Annotated in this window: 16 protein-coding genes and 1 pseudogene; 11 read left to right on the forward strand and 6 right to left on the reverse strand. The window is 63.2% G+C overall.

Annotation, left to right across the window (positions count from 1 at the left end; all coding sequences use genetic code 11):
* Positions 1 to 4 precede the first annotated feature (4 nt).
* The 7 genes from LW136_RS21115 to LW136_RS21145 all read left to right on the forward strand — a co-directional run bounded on the left by LW136_RS21115 (position 5) and on the right by LW136_RS21145 (position 6,180).
* Complete coding sequence (locus tag LW136_RS21115) at positions 5 to 1,930, forward strand: phage tail-collar fiber domain-containing protein (RefSeq protein ID WP_234174052.1); 1,926 nt, start codon at positions 5 to 7, stop codon at positions 1,928 to 1,930.
* On the forward strand, positions 1,924 to 2,463 hold the full coding sequence (locus LW136_RS21120; protein ID WP_234174053.1) for a DUF4376 domain-containing protein: 540 nt from the start codon (positions 1,924 to 1,926) through the stop codon (positions 2,461 to 2,463). The genes LW136_RS21115 and LW136_RS21120 overlap by 7 nt, the downstream gene beginning before the upstream one ends.
* Positions 2,460 to 3,383 (forward strand): hypothetical protein, encoded by a 924-nt coding sequence (locus LW136_RS21125; protein ID WP_234174055.1) that lies wholly within the window; start codon positions 2,460 to 2,462, stop codon positions 3,381 to 3,383. Before LW136_RS21120 ends, LW136_RS21125 begins: the two co-directional genes overlap by 4 nt.
* Complete coding sequence (locus tag LW136_RS21130; RefSeq protein ID WP_234174057.1) at positions 3,380 to 3,931, forward strand: baseplate complex protein; 552 nt, start codon at positions 3,380 to 3,382, stop codon at positions 3,929 to 3,931. Before LW136_RS21125 ends, LW136_RS21130 begins: the two co-directional genes overlap by 4 nt.
* A complete protein-coding gene (locus LW136_RS21135) occupies positions 3,928 to 4,638 on the forward strand; it encodes a hypothetical protein (RefSeq protein WP_234174058.1) in 711 nt (236 codons plus the stop codon). Before LW136_RS21130 ends, LW136_RS21135 begins: the two co-directional genes overlap by 4 nt.
* The gene (locus LW136_RS21140) at positions 4,611 to 5,570 is read left to right on the forward strand and encodes a hypothetical protein (RefSeq protein WP_234174059.1); all 960 of its coding nucleotides are present in this window, start codon (positions 4,611 to 4,613) and stop codon (positions 5,568 to 5,570) included. Before LW136_RS21135 ends, LW136_RS21140 begins: the two co-directional genes overlap by 28 nt.
* Before the next feature lie 115 nt (positions 5,571 to 5,685).
* A complete protein-coding gene (locus tag LW136_RS21145) occupies positions 5,686 to 6,180 on the forward strand; it encodes a Panacea domain-containing protein (protein WP_234174060.1) in 495 nt (164 codons plus the stop codon).
* A 374-nt stretch (positions 6,181 to 6,554) separates the two neighbouring features.
* Here LW136_RS21145 and LW136_RS21150 read toward each other — a convergent pair whose 3' ends face one another.
* A complete protein-coding gene (locus tag LW136_RS21150) occupies positions 6,555 to 6,776 on the reverse strand; it encodes a hypothetical protein (RefSeq protein WP_234174061.1) in 222 nt (73 codons plus the stop codon).
* 881 nt (positions 6,777 to 7,657) lie between these two features.
* Positions 7,658 to 8,419 (reverse strand): annotated as a pseudogene (locus LW136_RS21155) (MFS transporter); the annotation flags it as partial.
* Positions 8,420 to 8,451: 32 nt separating this feature from the next.
* On the opposite strand from LW136_RS21155, the gene LW136_RS21160 reads away from it, so the two are divergent.
* Together LW136_RS21160 and LW136_RS21165 are read left to right on the forward strand one after the other, a co-directional pair.
* Complete coding sequence (locus LW136_RS21160) at positions 8,452 to 9,069, forward strand: substrate binding domain-containing protein (protein ID WP_234175296.1); 618 nt, start codon at positions 8,452 to 8,454, stop codon at positions 9,067 to 9,069.
* A 74-nt stretch (positions 9,070 to 9,143) separates the two neighbouring features.
* Positions 9,144 to 9,572: a hypothetical protein gene (locus tag LW136_RS21165; RefSeq protein ID WP_125898552.1), complete on the forward strand. Its 429-nt coding sequence runs from the start codon at positions 9,144 to 9,146 to the stop codon at positions 9,570 to 9,572.
* Between the two features lie 21 nt (positions 9,573 to 9,593).
* On the opposite strand, the gene LW136_RS21170 is transcribed toward LW136_RS21165, so the two are convergent.
* The gene (locus LW136_RS21170; RefSeq protein WP_102833431.1) at positions 9,594 to 10,151 is read right to left on the reverse strand and encodes a nucleotidyltransferase family protein; all 558 of its coding nucleotides are present in this window, start codon (positions 10,149 to 10,151) and stop codon (positions 9,594 to 9,596) included.
* 119 nt (positions 10,152 to 10,270) lie between these two features.
* On the opposite strand from LW136_RS21170, the gene LW136_RS21175 reads away from it, so the two are divergent.
* Positions 10,271 to 10,495, forward strand: a complete 225-nt coding sequence (locus LW136_RS21175; protein WP_042923741.1) for a DUF2188 domain-containing protein — start codon at positions 10,271 to 10,273, stop codon at positions 10,493 to 10,495.
* A 260-nt stretch (positions 10,496 to 10,755) separates the two neighbouring features.
* On the opposite strand, the gene LW136_RS21180 is transcribed toward LW136_RS21175, so the two are convergent.
* From LW136_RS21180 to pdxK, 3 genes are read right to left on the reverse strand one after another with little or no spacing between them, the layout of a single operon-like run.
* Positions 10,756 to 11,973: an aspartate aminotransferase family protein gene (locus LW136_RS21180; protein ID WP_234174064.1), complete on the reverse strand. Its 1,218-nt coding sequence runs from the start codon at positions 11,971 to 11,973 to the stop codon at positions 10,756 to 10,758.
* Positions 11,974 to 11,979: 6 nt separating this feature from the next.
* Positions 11,980 to 12,240, reverse strand: a complete 261-nt coding sequence (locus tag LW136_RS21185; protein ID WP_042923736.1) for a hypothetical protein — start codon at positions 12,238 to 12,240, stop codon at positions 11,980 to 11,982.
* 4 nt (positions 12,241 to 12,244) lie between these two features.
* Positions 12,245 to 13,120, reverse strand: a complete 876-nt coding sequence (pdxK, locus tag LW136_RS21190) for a pyridoxine/pyridoxal/pyridoxamine kinase (protein ID WP_234174066.1) — start codon at positions 13,118 to 13,120, stop codon at positions 12,245 to 12,247.
* Between the two features lie 151 nt (positions 13,121 to 13,271).
* On the opposite strand from pdxK, the gene ptsJ reads away from it, so the two are divergent.
* On the forward strand, positions 13,272 to 14,567 hold the full coding sequence (gene ptsJ, locus LW136_RS21195; protein WP_234174067.1) for a MocR-like B6 salvage transcription factor PtsJ: 1,296 nt from the start codon (positions 13,272 to 13,274) through the stop codon (positions 14,565 to 14,567).
* Positions 14,568 to 14,580: the final 13 nt, after the last annotated feature.

A 14,580-nucleotide genomic window follows, 5' to 3' on the forward strand; every position in this document is an offset into this window, starting at 1 on the left:
CCACATGGGTGCCGCCATTACCCTCGCCGGTGCAGACCTGATCGCGCAGAAACAAGTCGCCAAGGAAGGTCTGGACGTGGTGCGCTTCATCTTTGCCAACGTGCCAGGCCTGAATCACTCCGCTGCGGTGGACCGCGCCGCAGGGTTGCCGCCGGCAGAGCAGATCGTCCACACGGCTGTCATTCCTGCTGAGAACAAGGGGTACGTAAACCCCAACCAGGTGGTGTACAGCGTTCAGGTCGGTTCCGACGTAGGCGACTGGGACTTCAACTGGATTGGTCTGGAGACCGCGGAAGGCGTGCTTTTTGCCGTCTCTTACACGCCGCTGCAGCAGAAGCGCCGCAACATCCCGCCGCTACAGCTGGGCAACAACCTAACCCGCAACTTTCTGGTCGTGTTCGACGGCGCCCAGGCGCTGACTGGCATCACCATCGACGCCAGCACCTGGCAGCATGACTTCACCGTGCGCCTGGCCGGCATCGATGAGCGCGAACGCCAGAGCAACCGCGACATCTTCGGCCGAGCGTGCTTCTTCGGCAGCGCACTGCAGCTAGAGAAAGTGGGCTCGGTGTACCAGCTCAAGCCGGGCACCGCCTACGTGGAAGGGGTGCGGGTGCAGCGTTCTACCGTGCTCCCGGTTGTTCCGCCAGGCTTCCCTACCACCGCTTGGCTCGACGTTGCCCTGCAGCGAGAGCTGAATGACGTGGTGGCCACCTGGAGCGTGGTTTGGGGCGTCGGAAAGGTCGATTACGTAGACACGGCCGGCGTGCAGCACTACTGCGTCGCCATCGCGGATCTGCCGAACAGCAACACCGTTGCCGATAGCCGCCCGGTGGAGAACATCGCGGGGCCGCTGGTGGCGCACTTCGCAGCTCGCGTCGGCGACTACGCCGGCCTGCGCGCCAGAGCGACCACAAAGGGCGACGTGGGTCTGGGCAACCTGCCGAACGCCAAGAGCGACGACGAGAACACCAATGACAGCGAGATTCTGGCGACCACGAAAGCAGTGAAGCGGGTGCTCGACAGGGTGACGGGGCTTCAGTTGCTCGATGCAACAACTGACCCTGTCACCGTCACCTTACCGGCTGCAACCGCCGAGCTGGGTATTGTCGAGTTAACGGTACGGCGAGTCGACGCGACTACGAACGCAGCGGTAATTGCGGCCAGTGGTGTAGACAAACTGATGTTAGATACGACGTCGAACGCCGCGGGGCAAGCATCCACAGAACTGCTATTTGCGGGCGATTGGATGCGCTTACGCAGCGACGGTGCCGGTCGATGGTGGTGCGTAGGTCAGGCACAGTTACCAAGCAATGTTGCTACAGGCCAGACCATATTCAGCACACCTGGTGTGCACTCATTTGCGGTACCGCCAGTGCTGCGCGGCGGTCGGCGAACACCCAGGGTCACTGTCATCGGGGGCGGTGGCGGCGGCGGTGGCGCAAGTTCAAGCCAAAACTACAACGCAGCGGCGGGAGGAGGCGGCGCGGGAGGGAGCGCAAGAAAACTCGTTCCCCTCGCCGGTATTACATCAGTAACGGTATCGGTTGGCGATGGTGGGGGCGGTGGCACCAGCGGACTCAACACCGGTACGGGTGGCGAAACCTCAAGCTTCGGCGCTTATTGCAGCGCAACGGGTGGTACCGCAGGTAATTCGGTTGCTGGTGGCGTTGCTGTGGCAGGAACCGCCGCTGGTGGTGGAGGTGGCAGTGGTACGGGTGGCGCTATCAATACATCCGGTGGAGGCGGTCAGCCGGGCGTTTGTCAGTATCCAACTGTTGCTGGCAGCACAGTCGGAGGGGGACACGGTGGCGTTTCGTCTCTCTCAGGCGGCAATGGCTTCGGCAGCGGCGGGAAAGGCGCTGCATCTTCGGCGAATACTGTAGCAGGCCAGAAAGGGGCACCTGGCGCAGTAATTATTGAGTGGTGATTACGATGTGGGCACGTGTTGAAAACGACACCGTAGCGGAACTTACAACCACAGATCCGGACGGGCGATTCCACCCGTCACTTTGTTGGGTACCCTGCAGCGATAATGTCGAACTGGGCTGGCTTTACAGTGAAAAAACCTTCTTCCCGCTCCGTCGTTCGATCGCCCTTGACCATGCGTTTAGAACGTCCAGTATCAACCGCGCCTGCGAAGCTTCCATTACCGCAGGCTTCACGTCGGACGCCCTAGGCGCTCCGTACTTCTACACCAGCCAACTGGACGATCAGCTGAACCTGACCGGGGCCATCCTGCGCGGCCTAGACATGCCCTACGCCTGCCGCGACGTCCAGGGCGCGAAGGAATTCCGCCTGCACACGGCTGAGCAACTACGCCAGGTCGGCGACGACTTCACCCTGTACAAGCTGCAGCTGCTGCAGCACGCCAACACGCTGAAACAGCAGCTGGACGCCGCGCTCGATGCTGGCGACCTCGCCGCGCTCGAGGCGATCAGCTGGGAGGCGCCGCAGCCGTGACCTGGGCCCCGGTGACCATGCGCTGGCCCGAGCAGGCCACGCAGTGGATGGCAGCGCTCGACGACGCCAAGACGCTCGCCGGTGGCGAGCTGGCCAGCACGGCGCAGCGCCTCGCCGGGCTCGATGGGCTGGCAACGACCAACCCGGGACCGGTCGGCGGTGCCGCCGTCGGTGCGATCGCCACCGGGCGCGCGGCGCTGGGCAGCCAGCTGGGCGAGGCGCCTGCGTGCCTGGCGGTGACGCCGTTCCAGAGCGGCATCGGCCAGGGGCGCGGCAACCAGCGCTTCCTGTCGGCGCCGAACCTGCTGCAGCAGCTCGCCGGCAAGCTGGCGGACCCATCCGACCAGGGCAAGCCCAGCGGGCCGCAGTACGCCCTTTCCTTGCTGTTCCTTTCCACCCGGTTCGACCAGCTGGCCGACACCCTGGCGCGCTTCAATGCCCTCCTGCCTGTACCGGACCTGGTGCGCACCGAGCGCCGCGCCCGACACCTGTCGCGCCTCGAGGCCGAAAAGTGGGAAATGCCCAGCGCCGACCCGCTGCCCCGCTGGGGCGCGCTGCCGCTGGAGCGCTGCACGGTGACCAAGGCGGCCAAGCAGTCGATCGGCGGCCAGCTGGCGATGCTGGAGAGTTACGCCGCCGACAGTTCGCCGATGGCGGACCTCGCCGCGCTGGCCGGCCGCAAGGCCAGCCAACAGCAGGGCCGCGACCAGCAGCTAGCGGACCTGAAGGCACTGCTGGCGAACGGCAGCGCCGACACCAGCATGCGCGCCCGGCTGATCGGCCCTGGTGATGCCAGCGAGCTGCGCCGGCAGCTGCTCGAGGGCGATGCGCCCGGGCATGAATGGGTATTGAGCGCGGGCCTGCTGCTGGTGGGCTCGCTGGACGGGCTGAGCTTTGTGCGGGAGCTGGTGGGCCTATGACGCTACTGCTCGACGGTGAAAAGGTGCAGGGCAAAGGCCTGAAGATCACGGCCAACCTGTGCATCGAAAGCGACGACATGTCCGGGCAGACGAGCAACAGCGCGTCGGCGCACAAGGGCTTCAAGCCGAAGACGCTCACCGTCTCGCTGCTGATCCGCTTCGCCGATCGGGAGCAGCTGCGCGACCTGATGCGCCTGGCAGAGGCCACCGAGGGTGGCGGCCAGCTGAAGACGTACCGCATCGTCAACGACACCGCCACGGCCTTCGGCGTGCGCCAGGTGCAGTTCTCCGATGGAGTGAGCGCGCGTGAGGACGACACGCTGGCGGCGTGGCGCGTGCAGTTCACCCTGGCAGAAAAGCTCTCCAACCCCGAGCGGGTAGAGAAGCGCCGCCAGCCCAGCACCGTCACCAGCCAGTCCGCGCCCGGGCAGGCGGTCAGCTCGACCGCCACCGCCGCCGGCGATGGAGCAGCTGCACCAGGACAGGAACTCACCGGCTTCGAAGCGACGCTGAAGAAGCTGGACAACTACCTGGGCGGTTCCTCATGAGCATGAAACTGCACAAGGTGCTGACCATCGGCGGCACCGCTTTCCCGCTGGTCAAGGACGAGGTGCGACTGGAGCTGAAAAGCCCTGGCCGCGCCTCGTTCACCATTCAGGCCGATGCCCCGGTGAAGGGGCTGGTGACGCTGGACATCGGTTACAACGAGGCAACGCTGCAGCGCCACTTCATCGGCTACGTGGAGCGCTGCACCGCGGCCAACAGTGTTCAGCAGGTGCTGATGTGTCGAGAGCTGGCGGCGATCCTGGCGAACCCCATGCCGATGAACCTTCGCCATGTCGACATGACGATGGTGCTTGCTGCCATCAGCGAGAAAACGGGGCTGCGCTTCCGCGTGCCCGAGCGGCCCTATGCAAAGGTGAAGGCGCCCTTCTTCTACAGCCTGGCCGCCGGGTACCAGGCGATGGACAGTCTGGCACGCGTGTTCAACATCCCCGACTTCATCTGGCAGCAGCAGGGCGACGGCGAGCTGTTCGCCGGCAGCTGGGCGGATAGCTTCTTCGGTGCTCGAGCACCGCTGCAATTGCCGGTCGAGCTGTTCGACGGATACCAGGGCAACCAGAGCGCCATGATCGCGGCCCTGCCCGGCCTGCGGCCTGGTGCATCGATCAACCAGGGCGAGCGCATCACCAGCGTGACGCTCGCCGACAGCAAGATGGCCATCCGATGGACGACGCAATCCGCCGCAGCGTAGAGCGGCAATTCCCCGAGCTGACCGGCGGCTACCACCTGCCCCGCTTCGGCCGCGTGGTGGCGGTACCGGATGCGCCGGCGGCGCCCGGCCTGTGCGACGACTTCCGACCGCGCTTCGCCGTGGACGTGGAGGTGCTGCTGCCGGACGGCGAGCCCGATCCGGATCTGCCGATTCTTTCCAGCGTGCCGCTGCCGGCGCCGAATGGCGGGCAGGAGGCGGGCTTCTTCGGCTTCGCAGAGGAAGGCACGGTGGTGGTGGTGTGCTTCGCCTATGGCCTGCCCCACAAGCCATTCATTCAGACCGTGCTGCCGCACGGGCTGAGCCTGCCGCGCGTGCCGAAAGGCGACCAGGTGTGGCAGCACAGCGAGGCCTGCCAGCAGCGCGTGGACGCCGACGGCAACTGGCTGCGCCAGACGGACGGGAAGATCGAGGACAAGGCGGTGGAGCGCCAGGTGGAAGCCCTGGACAACACCGAGCGCTACCAGAACCACACGGTGGGGGTGGACGACCATTCCACCGAATCGGTGGGCGGCATCAAGAAAGTCGAGGCGCTGGGCGCGCTCAAGCTGCTATCCGGCGGCTCCGCCAGCCTCGCCGCGGTGGACGACCTGCACCAGGCCACCGGCCGCGACCTCAACCTGGTGGTGGGCCAGAAGCACAACGCCACGATCGGCGGCGATATGCAGGAGCGCATCCAGGGCATCCGCCGCAGCATCGCGCCGAAGACGTGGCTGGGCTCTGCCAACGTGAACCTGCTCCAGGTGGTGTGCGATCTGCTCGATCTGGTGGAAGCGATGAACACGCAGCTGGCTGGGCACACTCACCAGCCGGGGCCGACGCCGAGCCCGGGTGATGCGAGTGGGTTTACGGCGAAGGCACAACAAGCCGCTCATCTGTCCGGGGCGTTGAAAACGGTGACGGCTGCCCCATAAATGCCATATATACTGTATATATTCCCATGAGCAGATGAAATGAGTATCATCGCGCGCCCCAAAATGGGATATCGTCTCGATACGATCATGGCAACTGGGGAAGGAGGTTAGGCACATGGCTTCGTCCGAAGCTGTAGCAAACTACTTTATTCAGAAGTCCTTCAACGAAGGGGTTTCTCTGACCCCTATGAAGCTGATCAAGCTCGTTTACATCGCGCACGGCTGGCATCGGGGCTATTTCCACAAGAACCTCATCGATGACGGCGTACAAGCGTGGCGATATGGGCCAGTGATCCCGGAGCTGTATCGAAACATCCGACGCTACGGCCGAAACAACGTGACAGGTTTTATCGATGGCTATGGGATTATCGGTGACCAGGCCAACCCTGCGCCTGACGAGAACTCTTTGGCGTTGCTCGAGCACGTTTGGAAAACCTATTCTCGTTACGACGGCCTTCAGCTCTCCGCGATGACCCACCAGCGCAACACGCCATGGGACATTACCTGGAGAGATTGCGACGGGAATAGCTATGCACAGCCGATTATTTCCAACGAACTGATCGAGCGGCACTACCGCGAAAAAATTCAGGCCTCCAAGCAGAATGCCTGAAGACTTTTCCGCCATCGGGGCAAACCCGCCACCAGTGGTTCCTGACAGTCAGGCTACGAAAGAGCAGGAAATGCTCGAGGGCGCTACCCCTAAGCATGTGCGGCGGGAAGTTCATCGCATCGTTATCTACGCGTTGCGTGTCGGAGCGGTGCTCTTGGGTATTCTGCTAACGATTCGCTTCTGGCATCTAGCTGGACCGAGTATGTGCCGATGGTTGTCTGATACAGATATCCAGTCGATTGACAAAATGCTGTTCAGCAGCGCGTTCGGTGGGGCTGTGATTAGCTATATCCAGAGCATCCTAGCTGGACCGAAAGAAGAGCCACGAAACTGATGGAATGAGGGCGCCGAAAGGCGCCCTTTGTCTTTCTGGCCTAGACGACTTCCCACGTTACGTCTGTCACCCCTACTGCAGCGATCTGCTTTCGTAGCGTTGCCAGATCGGCTGTCCAGTCAGCGTTCACCGCATCTCCCCTGCTCTCCATGCTCTGCAGTATCCACAGCAACGCAACCGCCTCTGATACCACTGGCGGCGCCTCCACTAGGATCTGCTGCTGCAGCTCCTGCTCAGGCTCCCGATAGCTCACCTTCAGCATCGCTCTCTCCCCCTCCGTCTATGCGCATTATTGGCACCCGGCAAATTACAGGCCGCGAACGCCATCTAGCCCTGCGGATCATCGTGTTGCGGTATTCGGAAACCCCGAAGAAATCCCGCCCATCCGCCCCGGTAGCATCGCCTCTGAATCATCCCAGCGCTATCGGAGGTAGCCATGACTCAGCAGAACGAGACGAAACACAAACCCGCCGAGGTTGAATATGAACTGGTCGTCCAGCCAATCTGCGTGCCCTTGCCGGGTGGCGGGAGCTACTGGCAGCGACGTGAGTACTGGGTTCAACGAAGGCGATAACCGAAGGCGCACCCGGGCGGGAGCGGAACCGCAACCGCCTGGTATCACCGCGTCCGAAAAATCCCCCCGCCCCGAAAACCCAGCGCCAAAACGCACTTATCCCCCTCCCGCCGACGGGCTTTGCGTGTGTTTTTTATGCAACCGGAGTGAGTGGTGAAAGGACAGGCTCAGCCCAGCAGGTGCGCGGGGTTCAGCGGGTGAGAGGCAATTGCACGTTGTGAAAGGTTTTGTTGTGGCGTGAAATGAGGCGGCATGTCGAGCGTCCACATAACGTCCACACCCGATAGCAAAATGGCCAACGCATATTGTCATATATATCTGAAAACAAAGGGATCAGCGCCTTTTCCGCGTCGCACCTGGAGCGCAGCGCGGACTTGTAATCAGTAGGTCCCGGGTTCGACTCCTGGTGCCGGCACCACGATTGAAGGCTCGCAGAAATGCGGGCCTTTTTCGTTTTAGGCTGAGCTCGCAATACTCCGGCGACCAATTCAGCCGAGCAGCTTGTGAGGAGATGCCGCAGATGCACGTAGCGGCGCGCATCTCGTGGCATCGGCCGAGCTCGGTGGCGGTCAAGGTGCAACCCGTCGTACAAGACGCGCCGCCAGTGCGCCTATGGATGCCAGGGTCGCCAGCACGACCACGCCATTCCAGCCCCATTGTCCAAGCGCCAGGCTGCCCAGCCCCGCGCCGGTCGCCATCCCTAGGAAAACACCGGTGAACAGCACAGCATTCAAGCGACTGCGCGCCGGCGGGTCGATGCCGTAGACGATGGTCTGATGAGCGACCAAGGTCGCCTGGATGCCGAAATCGAAGCCAATGGCGGCCACCACAATCACGCCCAACTGGATCTCCGGCGGCACCACTCCGACCAAGCCGAGGACAGCGAAGGATGCGGCAGTCAGGGCCGCGCCCAGGCGTGTCACGCCCTCCGGTCCGCGGCGATCGGCCAGGCGACCGGCCAAGGGTGCGGCGAGTGCGCCAGCGGCACCTGCAAGGCCAAACGCGCCGGCCGCGGCGCTACCGAGTCCGAAATCCGCATGCAGCATAACGGCGAGCGTCGACCAGAATGCACTGAAGGCAACGGACAACAGGCCCTGGGAAACGGCCGCGCGGCGCAGGGACGGATGTAGCGACCAGAGTTTGAGCATGGAGCCGAGCAAGGCGCCGTAGCCCAGCGACGTAGTCGGGGAGAACCGTGGCAACCCGCGCCAGGCGGCGAGCCAGATCAAGCCAATCGAGCCAGCCGCGAGCGCATAAACGGCACGCCAGCCGAATTGCTCGGCGATCAGGCCGCTCATGACCCGCGAGAGCAGAATGCCCAGCAGCAGGCCAGGACCAGCTGATCGCTCCGCTCGGCAAGTACCTGTCGCGCTACCCGAACGTCAGCGTCGAATGGGTATTGCATGATCGCTCGCCCAACTTCACGGCCGAGGGAATCGATTGCGCCATCCAGGTGGGCGTCATCGAGGACCCGTCCGTCGTTGCCATCCGCCTCGGCGAAGTCCCGCGCATTGTGGTGACCCATCCGTCGCTGGCTGGCGACGGCCCTCTGCCGAGTACCACCGAGCAACTCCAGCGTCTGCCCTGGTTGGCCCTGCGGACCTACTACACCGACGAGGTCGTACTGACCTGCCAGGCGGACGGGCGCTCGCATCGCTTCGCGATCCAGCCACGCATGAGCACGGACAGCCTCTACGCCCTGCGCAGTGCGGCGCTGGCAGGGCTTGGCGCGTGCGTCAGCTCCGCCTGGGTGGTAGCGCAGGACATCGAAGAAGGCCGGCTGATCCAGCTCGTGCCGCAGTGGCGAGCCGCTCCCCTGCCCGTCTACCTCATCTACCCGCACGCGCGCAGCTATCCCGCCAAGCTGCGCCTGTTCGCCGAAATCATCCGTACGGACATGCCCAACCTCGTCGGCATGACCTCACCGGGCATCGACGCGCTGCAACCGGCTGGCGTCGGCGCACGGACGGCTGCCCCCTGAGTTTCTGCCACCGGCATTGCCTGGTTGGACCGAGCGTGTAGAATCCCGCGCCCCGAAATTCAGGAGACAGTACGGTGGTGATTCACTATTCCGCGCCCAATGGGAATGTCGCATGCGGGCGCACCGGCTCAAGCCTCAACAGTTCCGGCGATGCCGCTCAGGTTTCCTGCAAGCTGTGCCTGCGCAGCGTGGAAAAGGCTGTGAGCGAGCCTGTACGCAAGACACCGAGCCTCGCCGAACTGAGGGCTGCCGCGAAGGCGGCGAAGATCACGGCGGGTGCACCCGCAGCCGTGGCGAAGACGGCAACGACGGCCCCCGCAGCGGCAGCGAAAACTGCAGCGAGTGCGCCCGCAGCGCCGGTAAAGGCCGTCCCGGCTGCGCCCGCAACGACAGCGAAGCCGGCTTCCGTCCTGTCCGCACGCGCCGAATGGCAGAAGCGCCTGGAGCAACTGCCGGGGCGCAATCGCCTGCCTCGTGGCGTAGCGCGGCAGGCGTTTATCTAGCCCGCAGAACGGCGCTGCCGGTCAGTCCTGCCGAATCCGCAGGCCTGGCCAGGTTTCAGACCAGCCCTTCGCGGCCAGGCGCTCCAGATAGACCTGTCGCTTGCCGGCACGAAAGGCCGCCGTGGGTCGGACGATCAGATCGAACAGATCGTCCAGCCCCAGCGGGGCCGCCACCTCGATCTCTTCCAGCGCTCCCAGCCTCACCCCGACTGCAGTGGCCGTTTCGGGCCAGTGGGTCATCGCGTCCACTGCCGACCGGTAGGGCTGATCCGCGTTGTGCAGGTGCATGCGGGCCTGGTTCTTCACCGACCAGTTGAGCGAGCCGTCCGAGCGCCGCAGTGCCGCCTCGAGCCCGGTATCCAGCGCCTTGTCGGGCCGGTCGGGGTCGAACCAGATAACATCGATATCCGCAGGCAGCGGGCTGCTGTCACGCCCATGCAGGTGATCCCACACCGCACTGCGCACGAAACCTGCAGCCACCCAGCAATCCGGCAGGGCGAGCGCCTTCACAAGATCGAGCACCCGCATGCGCAGCGGGTCAGCCGTGATGATGGCGCGCAATCGGGCGTGCGTGTGCATGAGATGCTCCGCGAGGGCTGGCCGCACAGGCTATCAGCCTGCACGCCGCCAGTGCGCGACTCGGCGAACCGCCCCGGCCGACGCCCCTCTAAACCTGCATCACGTCAGAGGAGGCACGCATGGACAACTACCACATCAACGCCACCGATAACGGCTGGGAACTGCGCAAGCAGGGGGCGACCCGCGCCTCGAAGACCGCTGCGACCAAGGACGAGATGCTGCAGGTGACCGCAACCTTCCTCGAAGGCAAAACGGCCTCGGTGAAGATTCACAAGCAGGACGGCACCATCCAGGAGGAGCGTACCTACCCGCGCAGCGCCGATCCGCATCAGACGAGGGGCTGAGGGGTGTAGCGGAGACAGATACGCGGCATTTGTCCGCCGGAAAACGCTGTTGGCCAACGGTAAGCAGGCTCAGCCAGCCGACCGCACTCATCGGCAGCTCGGCCGGGGACCCCGGACCGGCGACATCTAACATGCGCTTTCAGCGCCGTAGGCAAGCGCAGCTCCTTGTATCGAGCTTCGGCGGCGGGCCAGGCTGCGTTGCCTCATAGCGCCCTGGCACAGGACGCCGGCGAGGATCCGGCGATGCGGAGCAAGCTTGCTCACACCGCATCCCTTACGCACTGGCTGACGCAGCGCCGCGACCACTGCCAAACCAGGCGAGACAGGCGGGCGGCTATTTCATCGATCTCCGCTTCGGAGCAGATCAACGGCGGCAGCAGGCGGATCGTCCGCTCCCGCGAGACACTGATCAGCAGGGCTTCATCTTTCAATGCGCAGGTCAGAAGCTCGGTGCATGGGCGATCCAGTTCGATGCCTACCATTAGGCCGAGTGCGCGAATCGCTACAACGCCTTCGCACCCCGCGAGCCCTTGCCGAAGAGCGCCTTCCAGGCGCTGCCCCATGACCCTCGCATGTTGCGGTACACCATCTCGCTCCATCACATCGACCACGGTGCAGCCGATTCGACAAGCCATTGGGTTTCCGCCAAAGGTCGAACCGTGGTGACCAGGCGAAAAGAGATCCGCCGCGACGCCTCTGGCTAAACACGCACCGATTGGATAGCCGTTGCCAAGGCCCTTGGCCAAGGTGATCACGTCCGGCAGCACTCCCGCATGCTGGTAGCCAAACCATGCCCCCGTCCGCCCGAACCCCGTCTGCACCTCATCGACCATAAACAGCCAATCGTTCGTCGTGCAAAGGTCTCGCAGAGCCCGCATATAGTGCGTTGGCGCGATGCGTACGCCACTCTCGCCTTGAACGGCCTCAACCAGGACAGCGACGATATTGGGCAACTGCGATGCGAATGCCCGGACAGCGTCGATGTCTGCGTAGGGCACCCGCATGAACCCTGGCATAAGTGGCTCGAAGCCCCGATGTACGCTTGGGTTACCGGTTGCAGCCAACGTTGCAAGTGTACGACCGTGAAAACTGTTCTCCATGACCAACACGACCGGCTGGGCTTCGCCTCGGCGGGTTGCGTGCAAGCGAGCCAGCTTCAATGCGGTCTCGTTTGCTTCCGCGCCTGAATTGCAAAAAAAAGCCCGACGCATTCCAGAGATCGCACAAAGCCTCGAACCGAGCGAGTCCTGCCACTCGATGCCGAACAGATTCGAGGTATGCATCAAACGACCCGCCTGATCGGCAATGGCGGCGGTTATCTCAGGGTGAGAGTGACCGAGATTGGTTACGGCAACTCCCGCGATGGCATCGAGGTATTCGCGCCCGTATGTGTCCCAGAGGCGGGCGCCCTTCCCGTGAGTGAAGTAAACCGGCTGCCTGGCATAAGCATTCATCAGATGAGAGCTTTGATCGTCCATGCCCCGTCACTCCACTGGCGAGAGAAGCGCTGAACGCTGCGTTACGGGCCGGAAGCTGCGCTCCGTACCCAGTACTCGGATTCCGCTGGGCCCGACCTCCAGGTAGCGGCGTTCGCCATCGGATACCTGCATCTCGATGCAATAGCCCTCGGCCGCAGGCAGACGTTGAGCGATGTCTTGTACGGCCTCCAAGGCCCATGGCGCATCGGACTCAAAATGACCTAGATGCTTTTGATCACGGCGAATGTTCAGACGATAGACGGGCATGGAGTCATTCCTTGGCGAAGAGAGAGGTGCCAAATGCTGGCAAGCGCAGCTCAGCCGAATTGCTTTGGCGTGTAAGAGCAAGGGAGTCAATGACTTGGCGGCTGGCAAACTTGACGGCGTGGGTAAGCTCCAACCCCCGCAGCAATGCGGCGGCCAGAGCTGCACTGAAGAAATCGCCGGTGCCCTTGGGCGATACGCTGACTCGCTCGTGCTCGATCACCTCTGCAGACTCGTTCGTCACCACCACCACGTACATACGTTCGCTTGGCCACTCATGTTGAGCGGCACTGGTGACGACGACCCACTGGGTACGCCCGATCAGCAGGCTGCGTGCGGCATCGATAACCTGTTCAACGGTCTCGACACGGCGGCCGGATAGCCGAGCCAGCTCGAATGCATTGGGTGTCAGGCCATGGGCGAACCGAAGCAAATGAGTCTGAAAGGCACTGACCATGGCCGGCTCTACATACATGCCGCAGTCATCATCACCAAGAACGGGGTCCAACTGAACCCGTATGTCGGGGTACCTCTCCAGTACCGTGCCCAGCCAACGCGCAAGCACCGCCGCCTGTGTTGTGCTGCCCAGATAGCCCACCAGCACGGTTCTTACCGAGCGCAGCGCGTCCCGGGCTTCCAGATCTTTGAGGTAGCCAGCGAACCAGCTAGTCGGAAGCGCACCGCCATGGCAGGTGGAGTAGTGAGGGGTATTGCTGAGCAAGACGGTGGGTATGGCCCCCACGGAGAGACCGCCGGCATTCAGTACGGGCACGGCGATGCTGTTGCCAACCCATCCGTAGACAACCTGCGATTGGATCGAAATCACGTCCAGTGGAAGCGGCTCTGGACCCGACACGCCGGCGAAATCGATGCTGACAGCCATCAAACACATACTCCATTGCAGCCTGCTGGTGATCCACGGCTGAAGCGGTTCGCAGTTCTAGCTGCGTGGATCGATTGCTACCTGAGGTAGCAACCGCTTTGGCAAAGTGTAAGATTGTCCTGTGCCCAAGTAAACATTGTCATAGGACAATATGAAAATTATAAGCAAGACCGCAAACGACATCTTTGAAACGATACGAAGCCAGGTGCAGGCGCAACAGCTGAGTCCCGGCCAGACATTGCCGCCCGTTCGCCAACTGGCATCGGAGCTTGGGGTCAATCGCAATACCGTCGCCGCTGCATATAAGCGCCTGGTCGCGGCAGGCGTTGCCGAGACCCGAGGTCGCCTGGGCACGGTTATTTGCGAAACAGTCGGGCCCGGTGAGCAGGAAGGCGGTATCGGTCATTCTCGACTGACCGACTTGTCGAGCGGTAACCCGAATCCGATGTGGCTACCCGACCCGGCGCTCGCACTGGCACAGCGGCAACCGCGCCTGCGACTCTATGGCGACGCACCGGTTGATCCGGGCTTTCAGGACGTGGCCTATCGATGGTTGGCCGACGATTGCCCCTCGCCTCCAGAGATCGACCTGGCCCACGGAGCTGTGGACGCTGTCGAGCGCCTGCTGGCCGCCTATCTTGTATCCGGCGACAAGGTTGCGGTCGAGAGCCCTTGTTTCATCAGCAGTATCAACACGCTGCGCATTGCTGGCCTGCAAGCGGTCGGCGTGCCTGTCGACGAGCAAGGGATGCAAGCCGACGGGCTTGATGCTGCCTTGGCGAAGGGCGTGCAGGCGGTGCTGATCACCCCCCGCGCTCACAACCCTACCGGCTCGAGTTTGAGCGCTGAGCGGGCTGCACAAATACGCGCCGTGCTTGAACGACACCCTCAGGTTTTAGTGCTCGTGGACGATCACTTCGCACTGTTATCCGAAGCGAAATACCAGCAGGTCATCCCCGCATCCAGCCGACGCTGGGCGCTGATCAGGTCCGTATCCAAAGCGCTTGGCCCGGATCTGCGACTCGCTGCTATCGGCAGCGATCGGGAAACATCACAGCGGCTTCGATTGCGGCTGGCTTCAGGCACAACCTGGGTGAGTCACCTTCTGCAAGATATCGCTCATACCTGCCTGACCTCGCCACTGGTCGGAGCGCAAATCGAACGCGCTCGAGCGGACTACAAGCATCGCCGCGATCTTCTGATCGCCGCACTGAGTACCCATGGTGTACGGGCCGGACATCCGTGTGATGGGCTCAACGTCTGGGTGCCGCTTGATGAAGATGTCGAGCCGATCATTCTCCATCTGGCCCAGCGAGGCTGGGTCGTGCGCAGCGGCACGGGCTTCACCGTGCAAGAGCAGGTGCGCGGCATCCGTATCACTACCTCGACGATGGACGCGAACCAGGCGGCCCGTTTCGCCGAAGACTTGAGCCTCTGCATGCAATGACCCAGCGCCCCAG

It is taken from the genome of Stutzerimonas kunmingensis (assembly GCF_021432085.1).
GTDB lineage: Bacteria > Pseudomonadota > Gammaproteobacteria > Pseudomonadales > Pseudomonadaceae > Stutzerimonas.